The 18,166-nt window shown below is 63.9% G+C and carries 14 protein-coding genes and 1 pseudogene; 9 read left to right on the top strand and 6 right to left on the bottom strand.

Annotated features, from left to right (window positions below; genetic code table 11):
• Positions 1-4 precede the first annotated feature (4 nt).
• From accB to aat, 3 genes are all read left to right on the top strand, one after another.
• Positions 5-475, top strand: coding sequence for an acetyl-CoA carboxylase biotin carboxyl carrier protein (accB, locus tag HDIA_RS09420; protein WP_099555935.1), 471 nt, complete (start codon positions 5-7; stop codon positions 473-475).
• A gap of 10 nt (positions 476-485) precedes the next feature.
• On the top strand, positions 486-1,841 hold the full coding sequence (gene accC, locus HDIA_RS09415) for an acetyl-CoA carboxylase biotin carboxylase subunit (RefSeq protein WP_099555934.1): 1,356 nt from the start codon (positions 486-488) through the stop codon (positions 1,839-1,841).
• Positions 1,842-2,004: 163 nt separating this feature from the next.
• Entirely contained in the window at positions 2,005-2,676 is a 672-nt protein-coding gene (aat, locus tag HDIA_RS09410) for a leucyl/phenylalanyl-tRNA--protein transferase (RefSeq protein ID WP_425432931.1), read from the top strand.
• Between the two features lie 79 nt (positions 2,677-2,755).
• On the opposite strand, the gene HDIA_RS09405 is transcribed toward aat, so the two are convergent.
• From HDIA_RS09405 to HDIA_RS09385, 5 genes and pseudogenes are all read right to left on the bottom strand, one after another.
• On the bottom strand, positions 2,756-2,971 hold the full coding sequence (locus tag HDIA_RS09405) for a hypothetical protein (RefSeq protein ID WP_099555933.1): 216 nt from the start codon (positions 2,969-2,971) through the stop codon (positions 2,756-2,758).
• Between the two features lie 309 nt (positions 2,972-3,280).
• Positions 3,281-3,700 (bottom strand): annotated as a pseudogene (locus HDIA_RS09400) (DUF2155 domain-containing protein); the annotation flags it as partial.
• 153 nt (positions 3,701-3,853) lie between these two features.
• Positions 3,854-4,801 carry a nucleoside hydrolase gene (locus HDIA_RS09395; protein ID WP_197708159.1) on the bottom strand — a complete coding sequence of 316 codons (948 nt, stop codon included), beginning with the start codon at positions 4,799-4,801 and terminating at the stop codon, positions 3,854-3,856.
• Positions 4,802-4,912: 111 nt separating this feature from the next.
• Entirely contained in the window at positions 4,913-5,299 is a 387-nt protein-coding gene (locus HDIA_RS09390; protein WP_099555930.1) for an NADH:ubiquinone oxidoreductase subunit NDUFA12, read from the bottom strand.
• 357 nt (positions 5,300-5,656) lie between these two features.
• The gene (locus HDIA_RS09385) at positions 5,657-6,847 is read right to left on the bottom strand and encodes a response regulator (protein ID WP_157775447.1); all 1,191 of its coding nucleotides are present in this window, start codon (positions 6,845-6,847) and stop codon (positions 5,657-5,659) included.
• A gap of 143 nt (positions 6,848-6,990) precedes the next feature.
• Between HDIA_RS09385 and HDIA_RS09380 the strand changes: the two genes are divergently transcribed.
• The gene (locus HDIA_RS09380; RefSeq protein ID WP_099555928.1) at positions 6,991-10,734 is read left to right on the top strand and encodes a vitamin B12-dependent ribonucleotide reductase; all 3,744 of its coding nucleotides are present in this window, start codon (positions 6,991-6,993) and stop codon (positions 10,732-10,734) included.
• A 441-nt stretch (positions 10,735-11,175) separates the two neighbouring features.
• Complete coding sequence (locus tag HDIA_RS09375; protein WP_099558800.1) at positions 11,176-12,768, top strand: ABC-F family ATP-binding cassette domain-containing protein; 1,593 nt, start codon at positions 11,176-11,178, stop codon at positions 12,766-12,768.
• Positions 12,769-12,812: 44 nt separating this feature from the next.
• Here the strand turns inward: HDIA_RS09375 and HDIA_RS09370 are convergent, their stop codons facing one another.
• Entirely contained in the window at positions 12,813-13,733 is a 921-nt protein-coding gene (locus HDIA_RS09370; RefSeq protein ID WP_099555927.1) for a LysR family transcriptional regulator, read from the bottom strand.
• Positions 13,734-13,839: 106 nt separating this feature from the next.
• On the opposite strand from HDIA_RS09370, the gene HDIA_RS09365 reads away from it, so the two are divergent.
• From HDIA_RS09365 to HDIA_RS09350, 4 genes are all read left to right on the top strand, one after another.
• Positions 13,840-15,270 carry an aldehyde dehydrogenase family protein gene (locus HDIA_RS09365; protein WP_099555926.1) on the top strand — a complete coding sequence of 477 codons (1,431 nt, stop codon included), beginning with the start codon at positions 13,840-13,842 and terminating at the stop codon, positions 15,268-15,270.
• Between the two features lie 173 nt (positions 15,271-15,443).
• Positions 15,444-16,481, top strand: a complete 1,038-nt coding sequence (locus HDIA_RS09360; protein ID WP_099555925.1) for an alpha/beta fold hydrolase — start codon at positions 15,444-15,446, stop codon at positions 16,479-16,481.
• A gap of 18 nt (positions 16,482-16,499) precedes the next feature.
• The gene (locus HDIA_RS09355) at positions 16,500-17,015 is read left to right on the top strand and encodes a cytochrome P460 family protein (RefSeq protein ID WP_099555924.1); all 516 of its coding nucleotides are present in this window, start codon (positions 16,500-16,502) and stop codon (positions 17,013-17,015) included.
• A 157-nt stretch (positions 17,016-17,172) separates the two neighbouring features.
• Positions 17,173-17,949 (top strand): alpha/beta fold hydrolase, encoded by a 777-nt coding sequence (locus tag HDIA_RS09350; protein ID WP_099555923.1) that lies wholly within the window; start codon positions 17,173-17,175, stop codon positions 17,947-17,949.
• Positions 17,950-18,166 lie beyond the last annotated feature (217 nt).

The following is an 18,166-nucleotide window of genomic DNA, read 5'->3' as shown; positions in this document are numbered from 1 at the left end:
GACCATGGCCAAAACCAACATCGACCAGACCGCCATCCGGCAGCTTGCGAAAATTCTCAAGGAGACCGACCTCTCCGAGATCGAAGTCGAACAGGAGGGGCTGCGCATCCGCGTCGCGCGCACGGTCATCGCGACCGCGCAGGTCGCGTCGCCGGCTCCGGTGGCCATGGTTTCGCCTCCGCCGCCCGCCGCCGTGGCACCGGCGCCCGCTCCGGCCGCAGCCAGCGATCCGGCAAGCAACCCCGGCGCCGTCACTTCGCCGATGGTGGGCACCTGCTATCTGGCACCGGAACCCGGCGCACGGACCTTCGTGACCGTCGGCGACACGGTTCGCGCCGGCCAGACGCTGCTGATCATCGAGGCGATGAAGCACATGAACCAGATCCCCGCGCCCCGCGCGGGCAAGGTGACCGCCATCCTCATCGATGACGGACAGCCGGTGGAATATGGCGAAGTGCTGGTCGTAATCGAATAACGGGACGACCATGTTCAACAAGATCCTGATCGCCAACCGAGGTGAAATCGCGCTGCGCGTCCTGCGCGCCTGCAAGGAGCTCGGCATCGAGACGGTGGCCGTTCATTCGACCGCCGACGCCAATGCCATGCATGTGCGCCTTGCGGACGAATCGGTCTGTATCGGACCGCCGGCCGCCCGCGACAGCTACCTGAACATGCCGGAAATCCTCGCCGCCTGCGAGATCACGGGCGCCGACGCCGTGCACCCCGGCTACGGATTCCTGTCCGAGAACGCCCGCTTTGCGGAGATTCTCAGCGCGCACAACATCGCCTTCATCGGTCCGAGCGCGGAACATATCCGCATCATGGGCGACAAGATCGAGGCCAAGGCGACCGCAAGGCGCCTCGGTATTCCGGTCGTTCCCGGCTCGGACGGCGCGGTGACCAACGACGAGGACGCTCATCGCATCGGCGCCGAGATCGGCTATCCGGTTCTCGTGAAGGCGGCAGCCGGCGGCGGCGGCCGCGGCATGCGCGTTGCCCGCAGCGAAGAGGAAATGTCGTCAGCGCTGTCGGCGGCCCGCTCGGAAGCCAAGAACGCCTTCGGTGACGATTCGGTCTATATCGAGAAGTATCTCGGCAAGCCGCGCCACATCGAGATCCAGATCCTCGGCGACGGCAAGGGCAACGCCATCCATATCGGTGAGCGCGACTGTTCGCTGCAGCGCCGGCACCAGAAGGTCTGGGAGGAAGCGCTCTCGCCTGCCCTCAATCAGGAGCAGCGCGACCGCATCGGTTCGATCTGCGCCAATGCCATGGCCGAGCTGAAATACTCCGGCGTCGGCACGATCGAGTTCCTCTATGAGAACGGCGAGTTCTATTTCATCGAGATGAACACCCGCCTGCAGGTCGAGCATCCGGTGACCGAGATGATCACCGGCATCGACCTCGTCAACGAGCAGATCAAGGTGGCATCTGGCGCAACGCTGACCATCCAGCAGAGCGACGTGACTTTCAACGGTCATGCCATCGAATGCCGGATCAATGCCGAGAATCCGTCGACGTTCGCCCCCTCGCCCGGTCGCATCACCTACTACCACCCCCCGGGCGGGCTTGGTGTGCGCGTCGATTCGGGTGTTTATCAGGGCTATATGATCCCGCCGAACTACGACAGCTTGATCGGCAAGCTGATCGTCCACGGCCGCACACGTGTCGAATGCCTGATGCGGCTCAGGCGGTGTCTCGACGAGTTCGTCGTCGACGGCATCCAGACGACGATCCCGCTGTTCCGTGGCCTGATCGAGAATCAGGACATCGCCAACGGCCTCTACGACATCCACTGGCTGGAAAAGTATCTGGCGACGAATCCGGAACTGCCCGATTGACGTTCGTCCGGGCCGGCATCATCTGAGAAGAGGATGATGCGGCCCCAACGGGCAATCCTGCCGAGCCTGGGGCGTCTCTGATGGGTCACCGCGTCCGGACTTCCGGAAAGCGCGGTGTCTTCCGAACCGTCCGCCGGACGGCGAATGCTGGAGCTGGACTTAATTGGCGCGCGGCGAAGACCGAAGCTTCGAGATCACCGTGGAAATGCTGCTCAAGGCCTACGCCTGCGGCATCTTTCCGATGGCCGAGAGCGCGGAGGACCCGAGCCTCTTCTGGATCGAACCGGAGGAACGCGGGGTCCTTCCCCTCGACAGCTTCCACTTGCCGAAGCGGCTCGCACGCACTGTCCGGGCCGATCATTTCCAGGTCCGGATCGACTCCGATTTCAAGGGCGTCATCGACGGCTGCGCCGCGCCTGCGCCCGGCCGGCAGACGACGTGGATCAACGACCGCATCCGTGCTCTCTACGCCAGCCTGTTCGAAGCGGGCCACGCCCATACGGTGGAAAGTTGGCGCGAGGGCAAGCTCGTCGGCGGCCTCTACGGCGTCTCGCTCGGCGGAGCCTTCTTCGGCGAGAGCATGTTTTCGCGTGAGACCGACGCCTCGAAGGTCGCGCTCGTCCACCTCGTCGCACGGCTGAGGGCCGGAGGCTACCGGCTGCTCGACACGCAGTTCGTGACCAGCCATCTCGCCCGCTTCGGCGCCATCGAGATCAGGCGCTCGGCCTACCGCAAGCGTCTTGGCGACGCGCTGACGACGGAGGGGGACTTCTTCGCCCTCGGAACCGAGATCAGCGGCGCCGAGGCGCTGACATGGATTGCCCCCGGCACCTGACGCCCTTTGCGAGCTCGCCGAAGACAAAAAAACGCCGCCAGCAAACCGGCGGCGCCAGACTGTCAGCAAGCCGAACGGGCTATTCCACCGCGACCTTCTGCGATTCGGCCGATGCTTCCGGCTGCTGCGCCAGCGACGCCTGCACACGCTCGGAAACCACGGGCTCGTGGCTCGCCGTCGTCTCCTCGTCCTGAGCCGTCGTCGATGCCATCGTCATCTTGTGGAAGGAACACTCGGCCATTGCCGGTGCCACCGAAAGCCCGAAGAACGCGGACAACACGATCAGTGCCTTCATTGCCTTGCTCCTGTGTCGCTCGTAACGCCCCAGCAACAAAAGCCTAGCACAGGACTTGCGGACCGCGGAGATCAAAGGATCCCGGCGGGTTCAACGATCCGTGAACCCGCCCGCCAACCGTCAATCCTCGATGTCGACGTTCGGATCCAGTTCCGTACCGTCCTGCGGCTCATCGGGAGAAAGCTGATCGTAGGTCGGCACCGGCGGCTTCGGCGGCGGCAGCGGCACGGTACCTTCGGCCGGCGCGCCGCCCGTCGACGTCTCGGCGTCTTCCGGATTGGGCTCGGCCTGGCGGCTCTGCGCCTGGCCACGCTCGCCGGGCGGCGGGATATCGCTCTCCTGGCGGCAATCCTTCAGCCAGACGTCATAGACCGGATGCTCGACGGCATTGAGCGCGGGGCTGGAGGCGAACATCCAGCCGGAAAAGATGCGCTGGATGGTGTTGTTCAGGGTGATGACGTCGACGTCGACGAAGGCGTCGGTCTGCGAGGCTTCCGTCGGCGGGCGCGTGTAGCAGACGCGCGGCGTCACGCGCAGGGCACCGAACTGGACAGTCTCGTTGATATAGACGTCGAAGGTGATGATGCGGCCGGTGATCTTGTCGAGGCCGGTGAAGACGGCAACCTTGTTGGCGACCTTCTCGGCCTTGGCAGCGGTGCCGAAGGAGATGGCCAGCGCTGCGGTCATGACCACGGTGGCGCCCGCACGTTTGACGTCCCTGAACTTCATCACAACCTTTTCGATCGTTCTTCGAGCCGGAATCGGCTCTTTTGTCCCGGCTTTTAAAGCATCACCAACCAAAGCGCATGGTCTTTCTGGTCCGGGATGCCTCCTGCACCTCGCCCACGATTGCGGCGCGAACGGGGCCGAACACGAAAATCGTCAGGGCAGGCTCGCAAACCGCGACACAAGCAGGTCGAAGAATGCCTCGTCGTCGACCTCGCGGATGAAGAGCGCGTTCGGCAGACGATCCGTGACATCCCACCAGTCGACGACCGTCATTCCGCGGGTGAGCGGACTTGAGGTCTCGATCTCGACGTTGACGTGACGGCCCTTGAATATATCCGGCCGCAGCAGCCAGGCGACCGTCATCGGATCGTGCAAGGGCCCGCCGACGCTACCGTATTTTTCCTCGTCGAAGCGCTTGGCGAAATCGAGCAGGCCGGCATAGGCCGGACCGCAGCGATTATCGAGCGCGGCGAATCGGGCGATGCGCTCCGGCGTCGTCGGCGCCTTGTGGGTCACGTCGAGCGGCAGCACGACCAGCGGAATGCCCGACCTGAAGACGAGCGCCGCCGCCTGCGGGTCGACATAGATGTTGAACTCGGCCGAGGGCGTGATGTTGCCCCCTTCCGCCATCGCGCCGCCCATCAGCACGATCTGGTCGAGCCGCGGTCCGATGCGCGGCTCGCGCGCAAGCGCCACGGCGATGTTGGTGAGCGGGCCGAGCGCGCAGATGGTGATCGACTTCTCGGGATGCTCCATGATCGTGTCGATCAGGAAGTCGACCGCATGCTTGTCGGCGACCGGCATCGCCGGGTCCGGCAGGTCGACGCCGTTGAGACCGGTCTCGCCGTGAACATGCTCGGCGGTGACCAGCGCCTCGAGCAACGGACGATCGGCGCCGGCGTGGACCGGGATGTCGGGCCGGCCGCAGAGTTCGAGGACCTTCAGGCCGTTGTCCACCGTCCGCTTCAGAGGGACGTTGCCGGCAACGATGCTGAGGCCGAGGATTTCCAGTTCGTCCGGCGAGGCAACCGCCAGGGCGATGGCGATGGCGTCGTCCTGTCCCGGATCGGTGTCGATGATGATGCTGCGCTTGGCCATGATGTGTGGAGTTCGTTCCCGCGGAAAGGGTCAGGAGCGGCCCGTGGCGGCTCCGCAAAAAAGCAATGCCTGCAAGAGTGCAGGCATTGGCCGATTTCGAAGATCAGGGGCGGATCAGCTACCGGGCGTCCAGGCGTCATAGTCGCCGGTGACACGCGGACGGTGGCCGCTGCCGAGAATGGAGCCCGGGGGATGGTAGGCGCCCGGCGTTCCGGTCGGATTGGCCCGGTGCGGCTTCTGCCAGGCACGGGGCGTATAGTTCTCGTCGGTCGGCGCGGTATCGACACGATGATGCATCCAGCCGTGCCAGCCCGGCGGAATGGCGCTCGCCTCGGCAACACCGTTGTAGATCACCCAGCGGCGCTTGTCGTCGGACGTCCGGTAATAGACGTTGCCGAGTTCGTCTTCTCCCACACGCACGCCCTTGCGCGCGGTGAAGAAGTCGGTGCCCATCGTCGAGCCGTTCCACCAAGTGAAAATTTTGAGAAGCAGATTGCTCATCTATCGCGCCATCCGAACCTATTCGCGTTGCGGGGGACTATGGCGAGGCCAACGCCGAATGTCCAGTCGCCAGGAGCCCCCGGCGAGCAGCATTGCCAATTCGGCATGAATGAGCGGGAGGGGCCAATGCCGCGCAATGCCAGTCACTTGGAACGGGTCTTCGGCGAGGCGCCGCTTGCCGGCGGAAATGCGGGTTCATCCTGCCGACACGGATGCCGGCAGCGTTGGCCGCAGGCCACTCATTATAATGGCGTTGGGGACTCTCAATAATGGCGTTGGGGACTCTCATATTGAACGAGCGGGCCGGCGCCATGGCGGGCCGGTCACTTTCCTGGCCCCTGCCCCGACTGCGAAGCGTCAGCGCCGTCCACCGAGACTGGAGAAGGTCTTCATCCGCTTGCTGCGGCTGCGCTCGCCGCGCCCAAGGGGCTTGAGGGTTGCACGTTCCGGACCTCTGGGCTCGACCATGGCCGGTGCCGGCTCCGCCTCGACCATGGGCCCCATTCTCGGCCCGTCGAAGTCCGTGTCATCCTCGAGAATATCCGGATTGATGACTTTGGCGAGGATGCGGTCCACGTGCGACTGCGCCTCGACAACGCGGCGGACGCTGCGGTCGTGGAAAAGGCGGGCGCGTTCCAGCGTATCCTGCCGACCGCGATGGACCGCCAAAGCCTCGGCGACGCCCTCGATCACATAGTGGCCGGTGTCGGACAGGACGAACTCGCGCTTGTCCTTCAGGACCCGGTTGATCCATTTGCTGAGGCAGGCTGCCGACAGCGGCTTGACCAGGAAATGGCTGGCCCCTGCCCTGAAGGCGCGCTCCACCGAGCGGCGCGTCGCGTTGGAGGAGACGACCAGCAACGGCACGAAGGAAAGCGGCGCCATCTGCTTCAGCCGGATGGTGCGCAGCAACTGGTATCCGGACATGCCCGACAGCTGCCAGTCGGTGATGATGAGATTCGGCGGCTCGACGAGCATGGCGTCGAGCGCCTCCTCGGCGGTGTCGAAGCACCGGACGCGGCGGGGGTGGATATTGTGCAGCATCGAGCGGATCATCAGCTGCATCGGTTTGGAATCGTCAACGACGATGACGTCGAGGATCTCCGCTGGCAAACCGTAGCTGCTGTTAAGGGTCATCCGCGCGCGAACCTCGTCCTGAAACACCGGCCATATGTTGCGATTGAGCCGGATCGCCGCCCTCCCCGGCCACGCGATCGGACCTGGGGACAGCACCGTTTCAACACTAGCGAGGGAAAGCTGAGAAACCCTTCGGATTGCCGTTTCGATTGTCGGAAAAATTAACGAAAATTTTCCGAATCGTTTTTGCCAAATCTCAACCGGCATACCATATGTAGTTTTGATCAGAATTTGAGACACAAGACCTTGACGAAAATTCCGCGAGTCGCTTAACTTCCTTCTGTCGACGGGCGTTAAGCAAAATGCTGCGGACGACATTTTTTTCGAGAAACCAAAGGGATCGCCGGCAGCGAATCGAACGTGCCCCGCGCACAGCGAGTCGACGGCTATGGCGTCAACCGAAATCTCCACGAAACGCCCTCGGCGACACTTTCGTGGATAACCGTTTCTGCCCTGTTGATTGAGCCGCCCGTTGGATTGGCGAGTTCGTCGAATGGGGCCATATGTTGCGAAATACCAAACGCAGAGCACAAAATCTGGAAGGGGCATACAGGATGCGGATTGAGCGGCGCTTCACCAGCCAAGGACAGTCGCCTTATGCCGGGATCGAATTTCGCGCGACGACGAGCGAGATCCGCAATCCCGACGGGTCGGTGGTTTTTCGCGCTGACGACCTGATGGTTCCCGACAGCTGGAGCCAGGTGGCCTCCGACATTCTCGCCCAGAAGTATTTCCGCAAGGCGGGCGTGCCGGCGGTCATGAAGAAGGTCGAGGAGAACGACGTTCCCTCGTGGCTGTGGCGCTCCGTCGCCGACGACGACGCGCTGTCGGCCCTGCCCGAGGACGAGCGCTTCGGCGGCGAGACCGACTCGCGCCAGGTCTTCGACCGTCTTGCCGGCACCTGGACCTATTGGGGCTGGAAGGGCGGCTATTTCTCTTCGGAAGAGGACGCCCACGCTTTCCATGACGAGCTGCGCTACATGCTGGCCACCCAGCGCTGCGCGCCGAACTCGCCGCAGTGGTTCAACACCGGCCTGCATTGGGCCTACGGCATCGACGGCCCGGGCCAGGGCCACTACTATGTCGACTACAAGACCGGCAAGCTGACCCGCTCGGCCTCCGCCTACGAGCATCCCCAGCCCCACGCCTGCTTCATCCAGTCCGTCGGCGACGACCTCGTCAACGAGGGCGGCATCATGGATCTCTGGGTGCGTGAGGCGCGCCTGTTCAAATACGGCTCGGGCACCGGCTCCAACTTCTCCTACCTGCGCGGCGAGGGCGAAAAGCTCTCCGGCGGCGGCCGCTCGTCGGGCCTGATGAGCTTCCTCAAGATCGGCGACCGGGCCGCGGGCGCCATCAAGTCGGGCGGCACCACCCGCCGCGCCGCCAAGATGGTGGTGGTCGATGCCGACCATCCCGATATCGAGCAGTACATCAACTGGAAGGTCCGCGAGGAACAGAAGGTCGCCGCGCTCGTCGCCGGCTCCAAGGCCTGCTCTCGCCACCTCAGCGCGGTGATGAAGGCCTGCGTCAACTGCGAGGGCGAAAACGGTGACTGCTTCGACCCGGCTAAGAACCCGGCGCTGAAGCGCGAGATCCGCGCCGCCAAGAAGGCGTCCGTGCCGGAAAACTACATCCAGCGCGTCATCCAGTTCGCCAAGCAGGGCTATACCTCGATCGAATTCCCCGTGCTCGACACCGACTGGGACTCCGAGGCCTATCTCACGGTCTCCGGCCAGAACTCGAACAACTCGGTGCGCGTCACCGACGAGTTCCTGCGGGCTGTTGAATCGAACGGCACCTGGGATCTGACCGCCCGCAAGGACGGCAAGGTGGTCAAGACCCTCAAGGCGCGCGACCTGTGGGAAGAGATCGGCCATGCCGCCTGGGCCTCGGCCGATCCGGGCCTGCAGTTCCACACCACGATTAACGACTGGCACACCTGCCCGGCCTCGGGCGAGATCCGCGCGTCGAACCCGTGCTCGGAATACATGTTCCTGGACGACACGGCCTGCAACCTCGCCTCGCTGAACCTCCTCACCTTCCGCCGGCCGGACGGGTCCTTCGACGTTGCCGGCTTCGAGCATGGCGTGCGTCTCTGGACCATCGTCCTCGAAATCTCGGTGCTGATGGCGCAGTTCCCGTCCAAGGAGATCGCCAAGCTCTCCTACGAGTTCCGCACCCTCGGCCTCGGCTATGCCAACATCGGCGGCCTGCTGATGACCTCGGGCATTCCCTATGACAGCGACGAGGGCCGCGGCATCTGCGCCGCCATCTCCGCCGTCATGACGGGCGTGTGCTACGCGACCTCGGCGGAAATGGCCTCCGAGCTTGGCACCTTCCCGCAGTACAAGAAGAATGCCTCGGACATGCTCCGGGTCATCCGCAACCATCGCCGCGCGGCGCATGGCGAGGCGGACGGCTATGAGGGCCTGTCCATCAACCCGGTGCCGCTCGTCCATAATGGCGCCTGCAAGGACGAGGCGCTGATCGCGGCCGCCAAGTCCGCCTGGGACCGGGCGCTTGAGCTCGGCCAGCAGCATGGCTTCCGCAATGCGCAGGTTTCCGTCATCGCGCCGACCGGCACGATCGGCCTCGTGATGGACTGCGACACGACCGGCATCGAGCCCGACTTCGCGCTGGTGAAGTTCAAGAAGCTCGCCGGCGGCGGCTACTTCAAGATCATCAACCGCGCGGTGCCGGAAGCTCTGCGCAGCCTTGGCTACTCGGAAAGCCAGATCGCCGAGATCGAGGCCTATGCGGTCGGTCACGGCTCCATGGAGCAGGCGCCGGCGATCAACACGTCGAGCCTGCGCGCCAAGGGCCTGTCGGACACGGCGATCGACAAGCTGCGCGGTGCGCTGAAGTCGGCCTTCGACATCAAGTTCGTCTTCAACCGCTGGACGCTCGGCGACGCGGAAATGTCCTCGCTCGGCGTCACCGACGAGCAGATGAACGATGCCGAGTTCAACCTGCTCTCGCATCTCGGCTTCTCCAAGGCCGACATCGAGGCGGCGAACACCCACATCTGCGGTGCGATGACGCTTGAGGGCGCGCCCTTCCTGAAGGAAGAGCACTATCCGGTGTTCGACTGCGCCAATCCGTGCGGCCGCCTCGGCAAGCGCTATCTGTCGGTCAACAGCCACATCCTGATGATGGCTGCCGCGCAGCCCTTCATCTCGGGCGCCATCTCCAAGACCATCAACATGCCGAACGAGGCGACGGTCGAGGAGTGCAAGGAAGCCTACATGCTCTCCTGGCGTCTGGCGCTGAAGGCCAACGCGCTCTACCGCGACGGCTCCAAGCTCAGCCAGCCGCTCAACAGCCAGCTGATCGCCGACGACGAGGACGAGGCGGAAGACACCGTCGAGGCCCTGGTCGCCGACCGTTCGACGGCGGCCCGCGCGGCGGTGATGGCCGAGCGGATCGTGGAGCGGATCATCGAGAAGGAAATCAAGGTCCGCGAGCGCGAGAAGCTGCCCGGCCGACGCAAGGGCTATACCCAGAAGGCAATCGTCGGCGGGCACAAGGTCTACCTGCGCACCGGCGAATACGACGACGGACGCATCGGCGAGATCTTCATCGACATGCACAAGGAAGGCGCTGCCTTCCGCGCGATGATGAACAACTTCGCCATCGCCATCTCGCTCGGCCTGCAATATGGCGTGCCGCTGGAAGAGTATGTGGAGGCCTTCACCTTCACGCGCTTCGAGCCGGCCGGCATGGTGCAGGGCAACGACGCGATCAAGAATGCGACGTCGATCCTCGACTATGTGTTCCGCGAGCTTGCCGTCTCCTATCTCGGACGGCACGACCTTGCCCATGTCCAGCCGGACGTGAGCGCCACCGGCATCGGCGGCGGCGTCAGCGAGGACAAGCAGGGCACCCCGGTCAGCCATGGCCTCGTTCGCGGCCAGACGCAGAAGTTCAAGCTGCTCTCCGGCACGGGCGAGCCCAAGGGCTCGGCAGGCGCCGGGGCCACGGCGAGCGCCGGCGGCAACGTCTCGGCCTTCGCCACCGCCAAGACGTCGGTGACGGTGACTTCGCGCGGCGGATCGACGGCAACGGCCTTCAAGCGCGATCTCGACAGCGAGCCGGCGGCGGAAGCGCAAGTCGGCGAGGCTGAAGCCGTGTCGCCGGTCGCCCGCACGCAGTCGGAGCTTGCCGTCCGCGTCGCGCAGGCCCGGGCCCAGGGCTATGTCGGCGAAAGCTGCAACGAGTGCGGCAACTTCACGATGGTGCGCAACGGCACCTGCCTGAAGTGCGACACGTGCGGTTCGACGAGCGGCTGCAGCTGATCGAATTCTTGCGAACAGCTGTGCCGACTCACATAGGATGGCTCTATGAAGCAAAGTCTGCCTCATAGAAAACCAAAGATTGCCTCACCCTGGTCCAGACCGGGATGAATGTCGGAAAACCGGACACCTTCGGGTGTCCGGAACCGTCGAGGAGAGCAAACCAAGATTCAATTCTTCAGCAACGCTTGGGAGGGGACCGTACGCGGACTGTCGACCTTTGGCTTGCACAAGGTCTAATGTTCGGACCGGTCTCCCAGAATGAAGAGAGACGCTTCCGCCAGTTCTTGCCAACGATCGACACGGCAATGTGGAATGGCGGCACTTGAAGTCGTCATACGGTCGCTTTATCTCCCGGCAACCAACAACTCAGGATGATCACAGCCATGGATTTCTTCCTCAACGCAGCGCCACCACGCCTTGCCGACAGGGGATTCCATGCTCATGCCATCGTCCGCCACACTCTCACGCCTCAATCTCGCAGCGCCTGACGGCCGCCTCCTCTTCAGCAATCTCGACTTGAGCTTCGGGGCCGAGCGTTCCGGTCTCGTCGGCCGCAACGGCATCGGCAAGACGACGCTGTTGCGCGCAATTGCCGGTGATCTGCGACCGCAGTCGGGAACAATCGCAACCACTGGCAGCGTCGCCTTCCTGCGGCAGGCGCTACGGCCACGTCCGGATGAGGCCATCGTCGACCTCTTCGGGGCGCGGGCGAGGCTCGAGATTCTGAGGCGGGCTGAAAAGGGAGAAGCGACGTTAGGCGAGATCGAAGCCGCAGACTGGACTCTCGAAAGTCGCATCAACGCCGAACTCGCCCGCGTCAACCTTGATACTCCCCTCGATACACGGCTCGCACAACTGTCGGGTGGCGAGACCACGCGGGCGCGGCTGGCAGCGCTGGTCTTCGCCAAACCTGACCTGCTTCTCCTGGACGAGCCGACCAACAATCTCGATCGATCTGGCCGCGACGCGGTGATTGCGCTTCTCGCCGAACGGAGAGGCGCGGCAATCGTGGTCAGCCACGACCGTGAACTGCTGGAGGGCATGGACGCGATCGTCGAACTCACGACGCTGGGAGCATCCCGACATGGAGGTGGCTGGAGCGACTATCGCAGACAGAAGGCCATAGAGATCGAAGCGGCCCGGCACGATCTCTCGACCGCCGAACGGCAACTCGGCGAAATCGACCGGAAGGCGCAGCAGGTGGCCGAGCGGAAGTCGCGGAAAGATGGCGGCGGACGCAGAAAAGCCTCGAAAGGCGACATGCCGGCCATCATCGCCGGCGGGCGAAGGGATCGCAGCGAGGACACGGGCGGCACGATGGCTCGGCTGGCGAAGACGCGACGCACGCAAGCTGCCGCAGCCGTGTCTGATGCCCTCAATCGCGTTGAGGTGCTGCTGCCGTTTTCGGTCGTGCTTGCGCCAACCGGGCTGCCTGCCGGTCGGGAGATCCTGAAGCTCGATATGGTCAGCGCCGGTTACATCCCCGGTCGACCTGTCTTTCGGGACCTTTCCTTTTCAATCGTGGGTCCGGAGCGCGTCGCGATTGCCGGTCCGAACGGCGCCGGCAAGACGACCCTGCTGAAAATCATTGCCGGCGCACTGCCACCATGGACTGGCGAGGCAAGGGTCACGCCCGATTTTGCCATGTTCGACCAGACGGTGAGCCTGCTCGATTCCGCCCAGACAATCCTGGAGAACTTCAGGCACATCAATCCCGCCGCAGACGAGAACGCCTGCCGCCGCGCACTGGCACGTTTCATGTTCCGCGCCGATGCCGCTCACCAGACAGCGTCAACGCTGAGTGGCGGTCAGCTTCTTCGCGCCGGATTGGCCTGCGTGCTGGGCGGACCGACACCGCCATCTCTGCTGATCCTGGACGAGCCGACGAACCATCTCGACGTCGAGTCGCTGGAGGCCGTCGAGGCGGGCCTGCGTGCCTATGATGGCGCTCTGCTCGTCATCAGCCACGACGAGACCTTTCTGGAGGCCATCGGCATCTCGCGCCGGCTGGTTCTAGGGGAGACGACGGGCTGACGCTTGTGCGCCGCGCGTCCAAGAATCCAATGGAGCGGTTCGTGTCAGGCCATCGACGCCGGATCCGCCTGATGGGAGCGGGTTTCCCTGATGAGGTCGACCAGCGCACGCAGGCCAGCCGGGACATGCCTGCGTCCGGGATAATAAAGACATAGCCGGTATTTCGGCGGCATCCAGTCGCCGAGAACCTGAACGAGCCTTCCTGCCGCCAGATCGTCTTCGACGTAGCTATGGGCGAGATAGCCCAAAGCGAGGCCGCTGCGCGCCGCTTCCAGCATGAGGTTCGGCTCGTCGAGAACCAACCGTCCCGGAACGTCGATGGCAACCTCCACTCCGCTTTTGGCAAACTCCCAGGGCGATGCCCCCCCGCCGGGCATGCGTGCGCGGATGCATTCGTGCTGCATCAGATCGCCCGGGGACAAGGGCACGCCGCGGACAGCCAGGTAATCTGGCGTTCCTGCCACGACGAACCGGACGTCATGTCCAAGCGGTACCGAAACCATGTCGCGCGGAACGACCTCCTCCGGGCGGACGCCGGCGTCCCACCCTTCGGAGACTATGTCGACGAGCCGTCCCTCCGTCGCGATCACGATCTCCATGTCGGGATGTCGGCGGATGTATTCGACAATCAACGGCGCGAGGATCCGACGGGCGGCGCCCGCCGAACTGTTGATGCGCAAGGTGCCCTTTGGGCTACCGCGCCCGCTGCTGGCGATATCCATGGCTTGGCGGATATCGGACACCGCCGGGGCCACTTGGTCCACGAACAATTCACCGGCCTCGGTCAACCCGACGCTGCGCGTGGTCCGATTGAACAGTCGGACGCCGAGCCGTTCCTCCAGCCCGATCACCGCATTGCTGAGCGCTGAAGCGGACATGTCGAGATCATCAGCGGCTGCGCGGAAGCTCCTGTGGCGTGCCACTGCCAGGACGGCTTCGAGTTCGATGAGACCGGATCTGTGCATTATCCTGATTTTCCGCATTCTGTATCGCGAAATATCCAGATTATCCGTATAGCTGATCCTACCTACATCGACCACAGCAATCGGAACGTTCATAAAGGACCCGACCATGCGGTTGATTGATACGGCCTATATCGACGGCGCTTTTGTGCCGGTCACGGGCGAAGAAGAGCTCCAGATCATTAATCCGGCGAACGAGCGGACCATCGGGTCGCTGAGAGTTGCCAGCCGAGAGGACGCCAGGCGCGCGATCGCAGTTGCCCACCGTGCGCAGGAAGGCCTGGCAAAGACGGCAAAAGCCGAACGGCTCGACATGCTGACGAGCCTACAGGACGCAATATTGCGCCGGTCCGATGACATCCGCGACGTCACGATCGAGGAATACGGCGCGCCGGTGAGCCGTGCACGGTGGATCAGCCGCTACGCATCGGACTGCTTTGGCTATGCTGCGGAGGCTCTCAGGGACTACGACTTCGAACGCCGGATCGGAGATGCCACGGTTCGCATGGAACCGGTCGGCGTCTCTGCCCTGATCGCGCCTTGGAACGCGGTCTCCGGAACCATCTGTAGCAAGTTGGCATCCGCCCTCGCGGGGGGGTGTGCAACTGTGATCAAGCCGAGCGAACTGAGCGGTCTCCAATCACAGGTGGTTGCAGAGGCGCTCCATGGAGCCGGACTCCCCGCAGGCACGTTCAACATTGTCAACGGTCGGGGCAAAGATGTCGGTGACGAACTCAGCACCAATCCCGACGTCGCCCGGATTTCCTTCACCGGTTCGACTGCGACCGGCAAGATCATCGCCCGCGCCGCCGCCGAGACGATCAAGCGGGTCGGACTGTCGCTGTCCGGCAAGTCCGCAACGATCATCATGGAAGACGCCGATTTGGCCACAGCAGTGCCGATGGCACTGGATGGTGGCTTCCAGAACAATGGCCAGGCCTGCATCGCGGGCACCCGCATTCTTGTCCCCGCCGATCGGCTGAACGATGTGTATGCTCTCGTCCGGCCGGCAATGGCGAGGCTGAAGGTGGGCTTGCCATCCGATCCGAACACGGCGATCGGCCCCCTGGCCAGCGCCGCCCAGTACGAACGGATACAGCGGTTCATCGCGCGCGGGCTGGAGCAGGGAGCAAAGCTGCTGGCCGGCGGCCTCGGCAAGCCCTACGGGCTCGATACAGGCTTCTTCGTCAAGCCGACAGTGTTCGCCGAAGTCAGCAATGACATGGACATTGCCCGCGAGGAAATATTCGGCCCGGTCCTCTCGATCATCCCCTTCCGAGATGAAGAAGACGCCATCAGAATCGCCAATGACTCCGCATATGGACTGGAAGCTTACGTCTATTCCATCGACCCGCATCGGGCTCGGTGCGTCGCCGACAGGCTGCACACAGGTTCGGTGCTTATCAACCAAATCGCACCAGATCTTCGTGCCCCTTTCGGCGGCGTGAAGCAATCAGGGATCGGGCGCGAATTCGGCCATTTCGGCCTGGAAGCATTCCTCGAGGCGAAGTCGATCGCCGGACACTATACGCGCGTATAGCTTTCAGCCGGGCCATGAAGATGGGACACACAGTGCGCGAGCAACCCGCACTCACGAGCACGTCCCGCTAATCTTTTCGTTCAGGCGACCCGTTCCTTGCGGCCATACCGGGATCGAGCTTCACCTCTTCCGGCATGAGCCAGCCACTTCCCCACAAATGCTCTGGAGATTTCATGCCTGTCGCACGCCGTCCCGAACCCATTGATCAGAAACGTCGCAGACTGCTCGGCATTGGCGCCGGCGCCGTGGCCATGGCGCAGTTGAGCGCTGTGGGCCGGGCAAGTGCCCAGGCCGCAACCAACTCGACAAACGTCGCGATGGGGCCGTTGAATCAGGTTGACGCCGGCCTCCTCAGCATCGGCTATGCCGAAGGCGGCCCCTCGGACGGCCCCGTCGTCATCCTGCTGCACGGCTGGCCCTATGACATCCACAGCTATGCCGAAGTCATGCGGCTGCTCACCGATGCAGGCTTTCGCGTGCTCGTGCCCTACCTGCGGGGCTACGGCAGCACCCGTTTTCTGTCCGATGCGACCTTCCGGAATGGCCAGCAGGCTGCCCTCGGCGTCGACGTGATCGCGTTCATGGATGCTCTCGGCGTCGAGAAGGCCATCCTCGGCGGCTACGACTGGGGCGCGCGCACGGCCAATATCGTCGCGGCCCTCTGGCCGGAACGCTGCAAGGCGATGGTCTCCGTCAGCGGTTATCTCATCGGCAGCCAGCAGGCCAACGAGGCACCGCTTCCGCCGCAGGCCGAGCTGCAATGGTGGTACCAGTTCTACTTTGCCACCGAGCGCGGCCGGCTGGGCTATGCAAAGAACACCGACGCTTTCGCCAAACTGATCTGGCACCTGGCTTCACCGCAGTGGAAGTTCGACGACGCGACTTTCGCCAGAAGCGCGAATGCGTTGCGCAATCCCGATCACGTCGACATCGTCATCCACAATTATCGCTGGCGTCTCGGCCTTGCCGACGGAGAACGCCAATACGACGAGTTGGAACGAAGACTCGCCGTGGCGCCGACAATCAGCGTTCCCACCATCACGCTGGAGGGTGACGCCAACGGCGCGCCGCATCCTGACCCCGCGACCTATGCCCCGCGCTTCGCCGGCCGATATGAACACCGGACGATCGCCGGCGGTATCGGCCACGACCTGCCGCAGGAAGCGCCCGAGGCCTTCGCGCGGGCCGTTCTCGATGTCGACCGGTTCTGACCGCAGGAGGCTGCGTCGATGACCCGCAACGCCACCATCGCCGTCATCGCCCTCCTCTTGCCCGCCGTCGCGTTCGGATGCGTCACGGAGGACGTGGCCGCGGCAGGCACCGCAAAACCAGCCTCTCCGATCTACGGCGTCCAACTGCCCGACGGATACCGCGGCTGGCAGCTTGTCGCACCGGCCCTGGAGGACAAACCGCTCGACGAGTTGCGGGCCGTCGTCGGCAACGGGGGCGCGATCGATGCCTATCAAGCCGACACGCTGCCGTTCCCGGACGGGACGGTGCTGGTCAAGCTGGCGTGGGCGCGAACCCGATCCGCGGAGTTCGGTCCCGCATCGATCCCCGGAGCCGCGACGACCGTCCAGGTCATGGTCAAGGATTCCGCACGATACGCGACGACAGGCGGCTGGGGCTCCGGCCGCTTCATCGACGGCGAGCCCGCCGACGTCGCTCAGCACCAGACCTGCTTTGCCTGCCAACAGGCGCTCGCCCGAGATCACGACTACGTTTTCACCCGATACGCACCATAGCCGCGCGGTGCCGTGACGCCTGTAGGCATGGCACGCTGGAAAGACGGGGCCGTCTAGCCCATTCACCCACTTCCTGAACAGCGATCAGCACGCATCCCCGCAGTCAACTGTCGCCCGGCTCGCTGGAGCCACACATACAACCGAGAGGAGTCTCACTATGAAAACCTTGCTGGCAACCCTTGCCGTTGTTGCAGCCATGTTCGGTGTCGCACAGGCACAGAGCGAACACCCAACGATCGTCCTTGTGCATGGCGCCTTCGCCGATTCGTCGAGTTGGAACGGTGTGGCCGCGATTCTGGACAAGGACGGTTATACCGTCATCGCGGCCGCAAATCCCCTGCGCGGCGTCAAGGCCGACGGCGACTATGTCGCTCACCTCCTGGCTTCACTGAAAAAACCGGTGATCCTCGTTGGTCATTCCTATGGCGGCTCCGTCATCAGCGAAGCCGCTGACGGCGAGGCCAACGTCAAGGCGCTGGTTTACGTCTCGGCCTTCGCACCGGCCCCAGGCGAAAGCGCCGCCGGGCTGGCCGGAAAGTTCCCGGGGAGCACTCTCGGCCCAACGCTGGCGCCACCGGTCGACCTCGCCGATGGCGGACACGACCTCTATATTCAGCAGGAAAAGTTTCATGAACAGTTCGCCGCCGATGTTCCAAAGGCCGAAGCCCGGCTTATGGCACTGACGCAGCGACCCGTCACCGAAGCCGCGCTGAACGAACCGCAGGGCAAGGCGGCATGGACGCATATTCCAAGCTGGTTCATCTATGGAGACGCCGACAGGAACATTCCGCCGCGCCTTTACGACTTCATGGCCTCCCGCGCGCATGCCCGACGGCTTGTTAAGGTGGCGGGCGCCTCCCACGTCGTAATGGTGTCGCACCCGCAAGAGGTCGCTGACCTGATTGAAGCCGCGGCCCGGGAGGTCGAACGGTAGCCGCGGCTGCCAGAAAAGCGTCCAACGGCAGGGCTGATCGTCAGTGGCGACAACTGTCGGCGACGGCCAGACCGGATCTCGCGCGGTCGCCCGTGACAGAAGGAAAGCCGGACTGACTACCAGCGCCGGAGAAGCGGTTTCGCCTCTTCCAGCGCAGGAAACCAACACTGATTGCTCGTGACAATTAAACAAGATCGAGATGACTCGGTAGCCGCTC

The organism is Hartmannibacter diazotrophicus (assembly GCF_900231165.1).
Taxonomy (GTDB): domain Bacteria; phylum Pseudomonadota; class Alphaproteobacteria; order Rhizobiales; family Pleomorphomonadaceae; genus Hartmannibacter; species Hartmannibacter diazotrophicus.
This window is presented reverse-complemented; position numbering and strand designations above follow the sequence as displayed.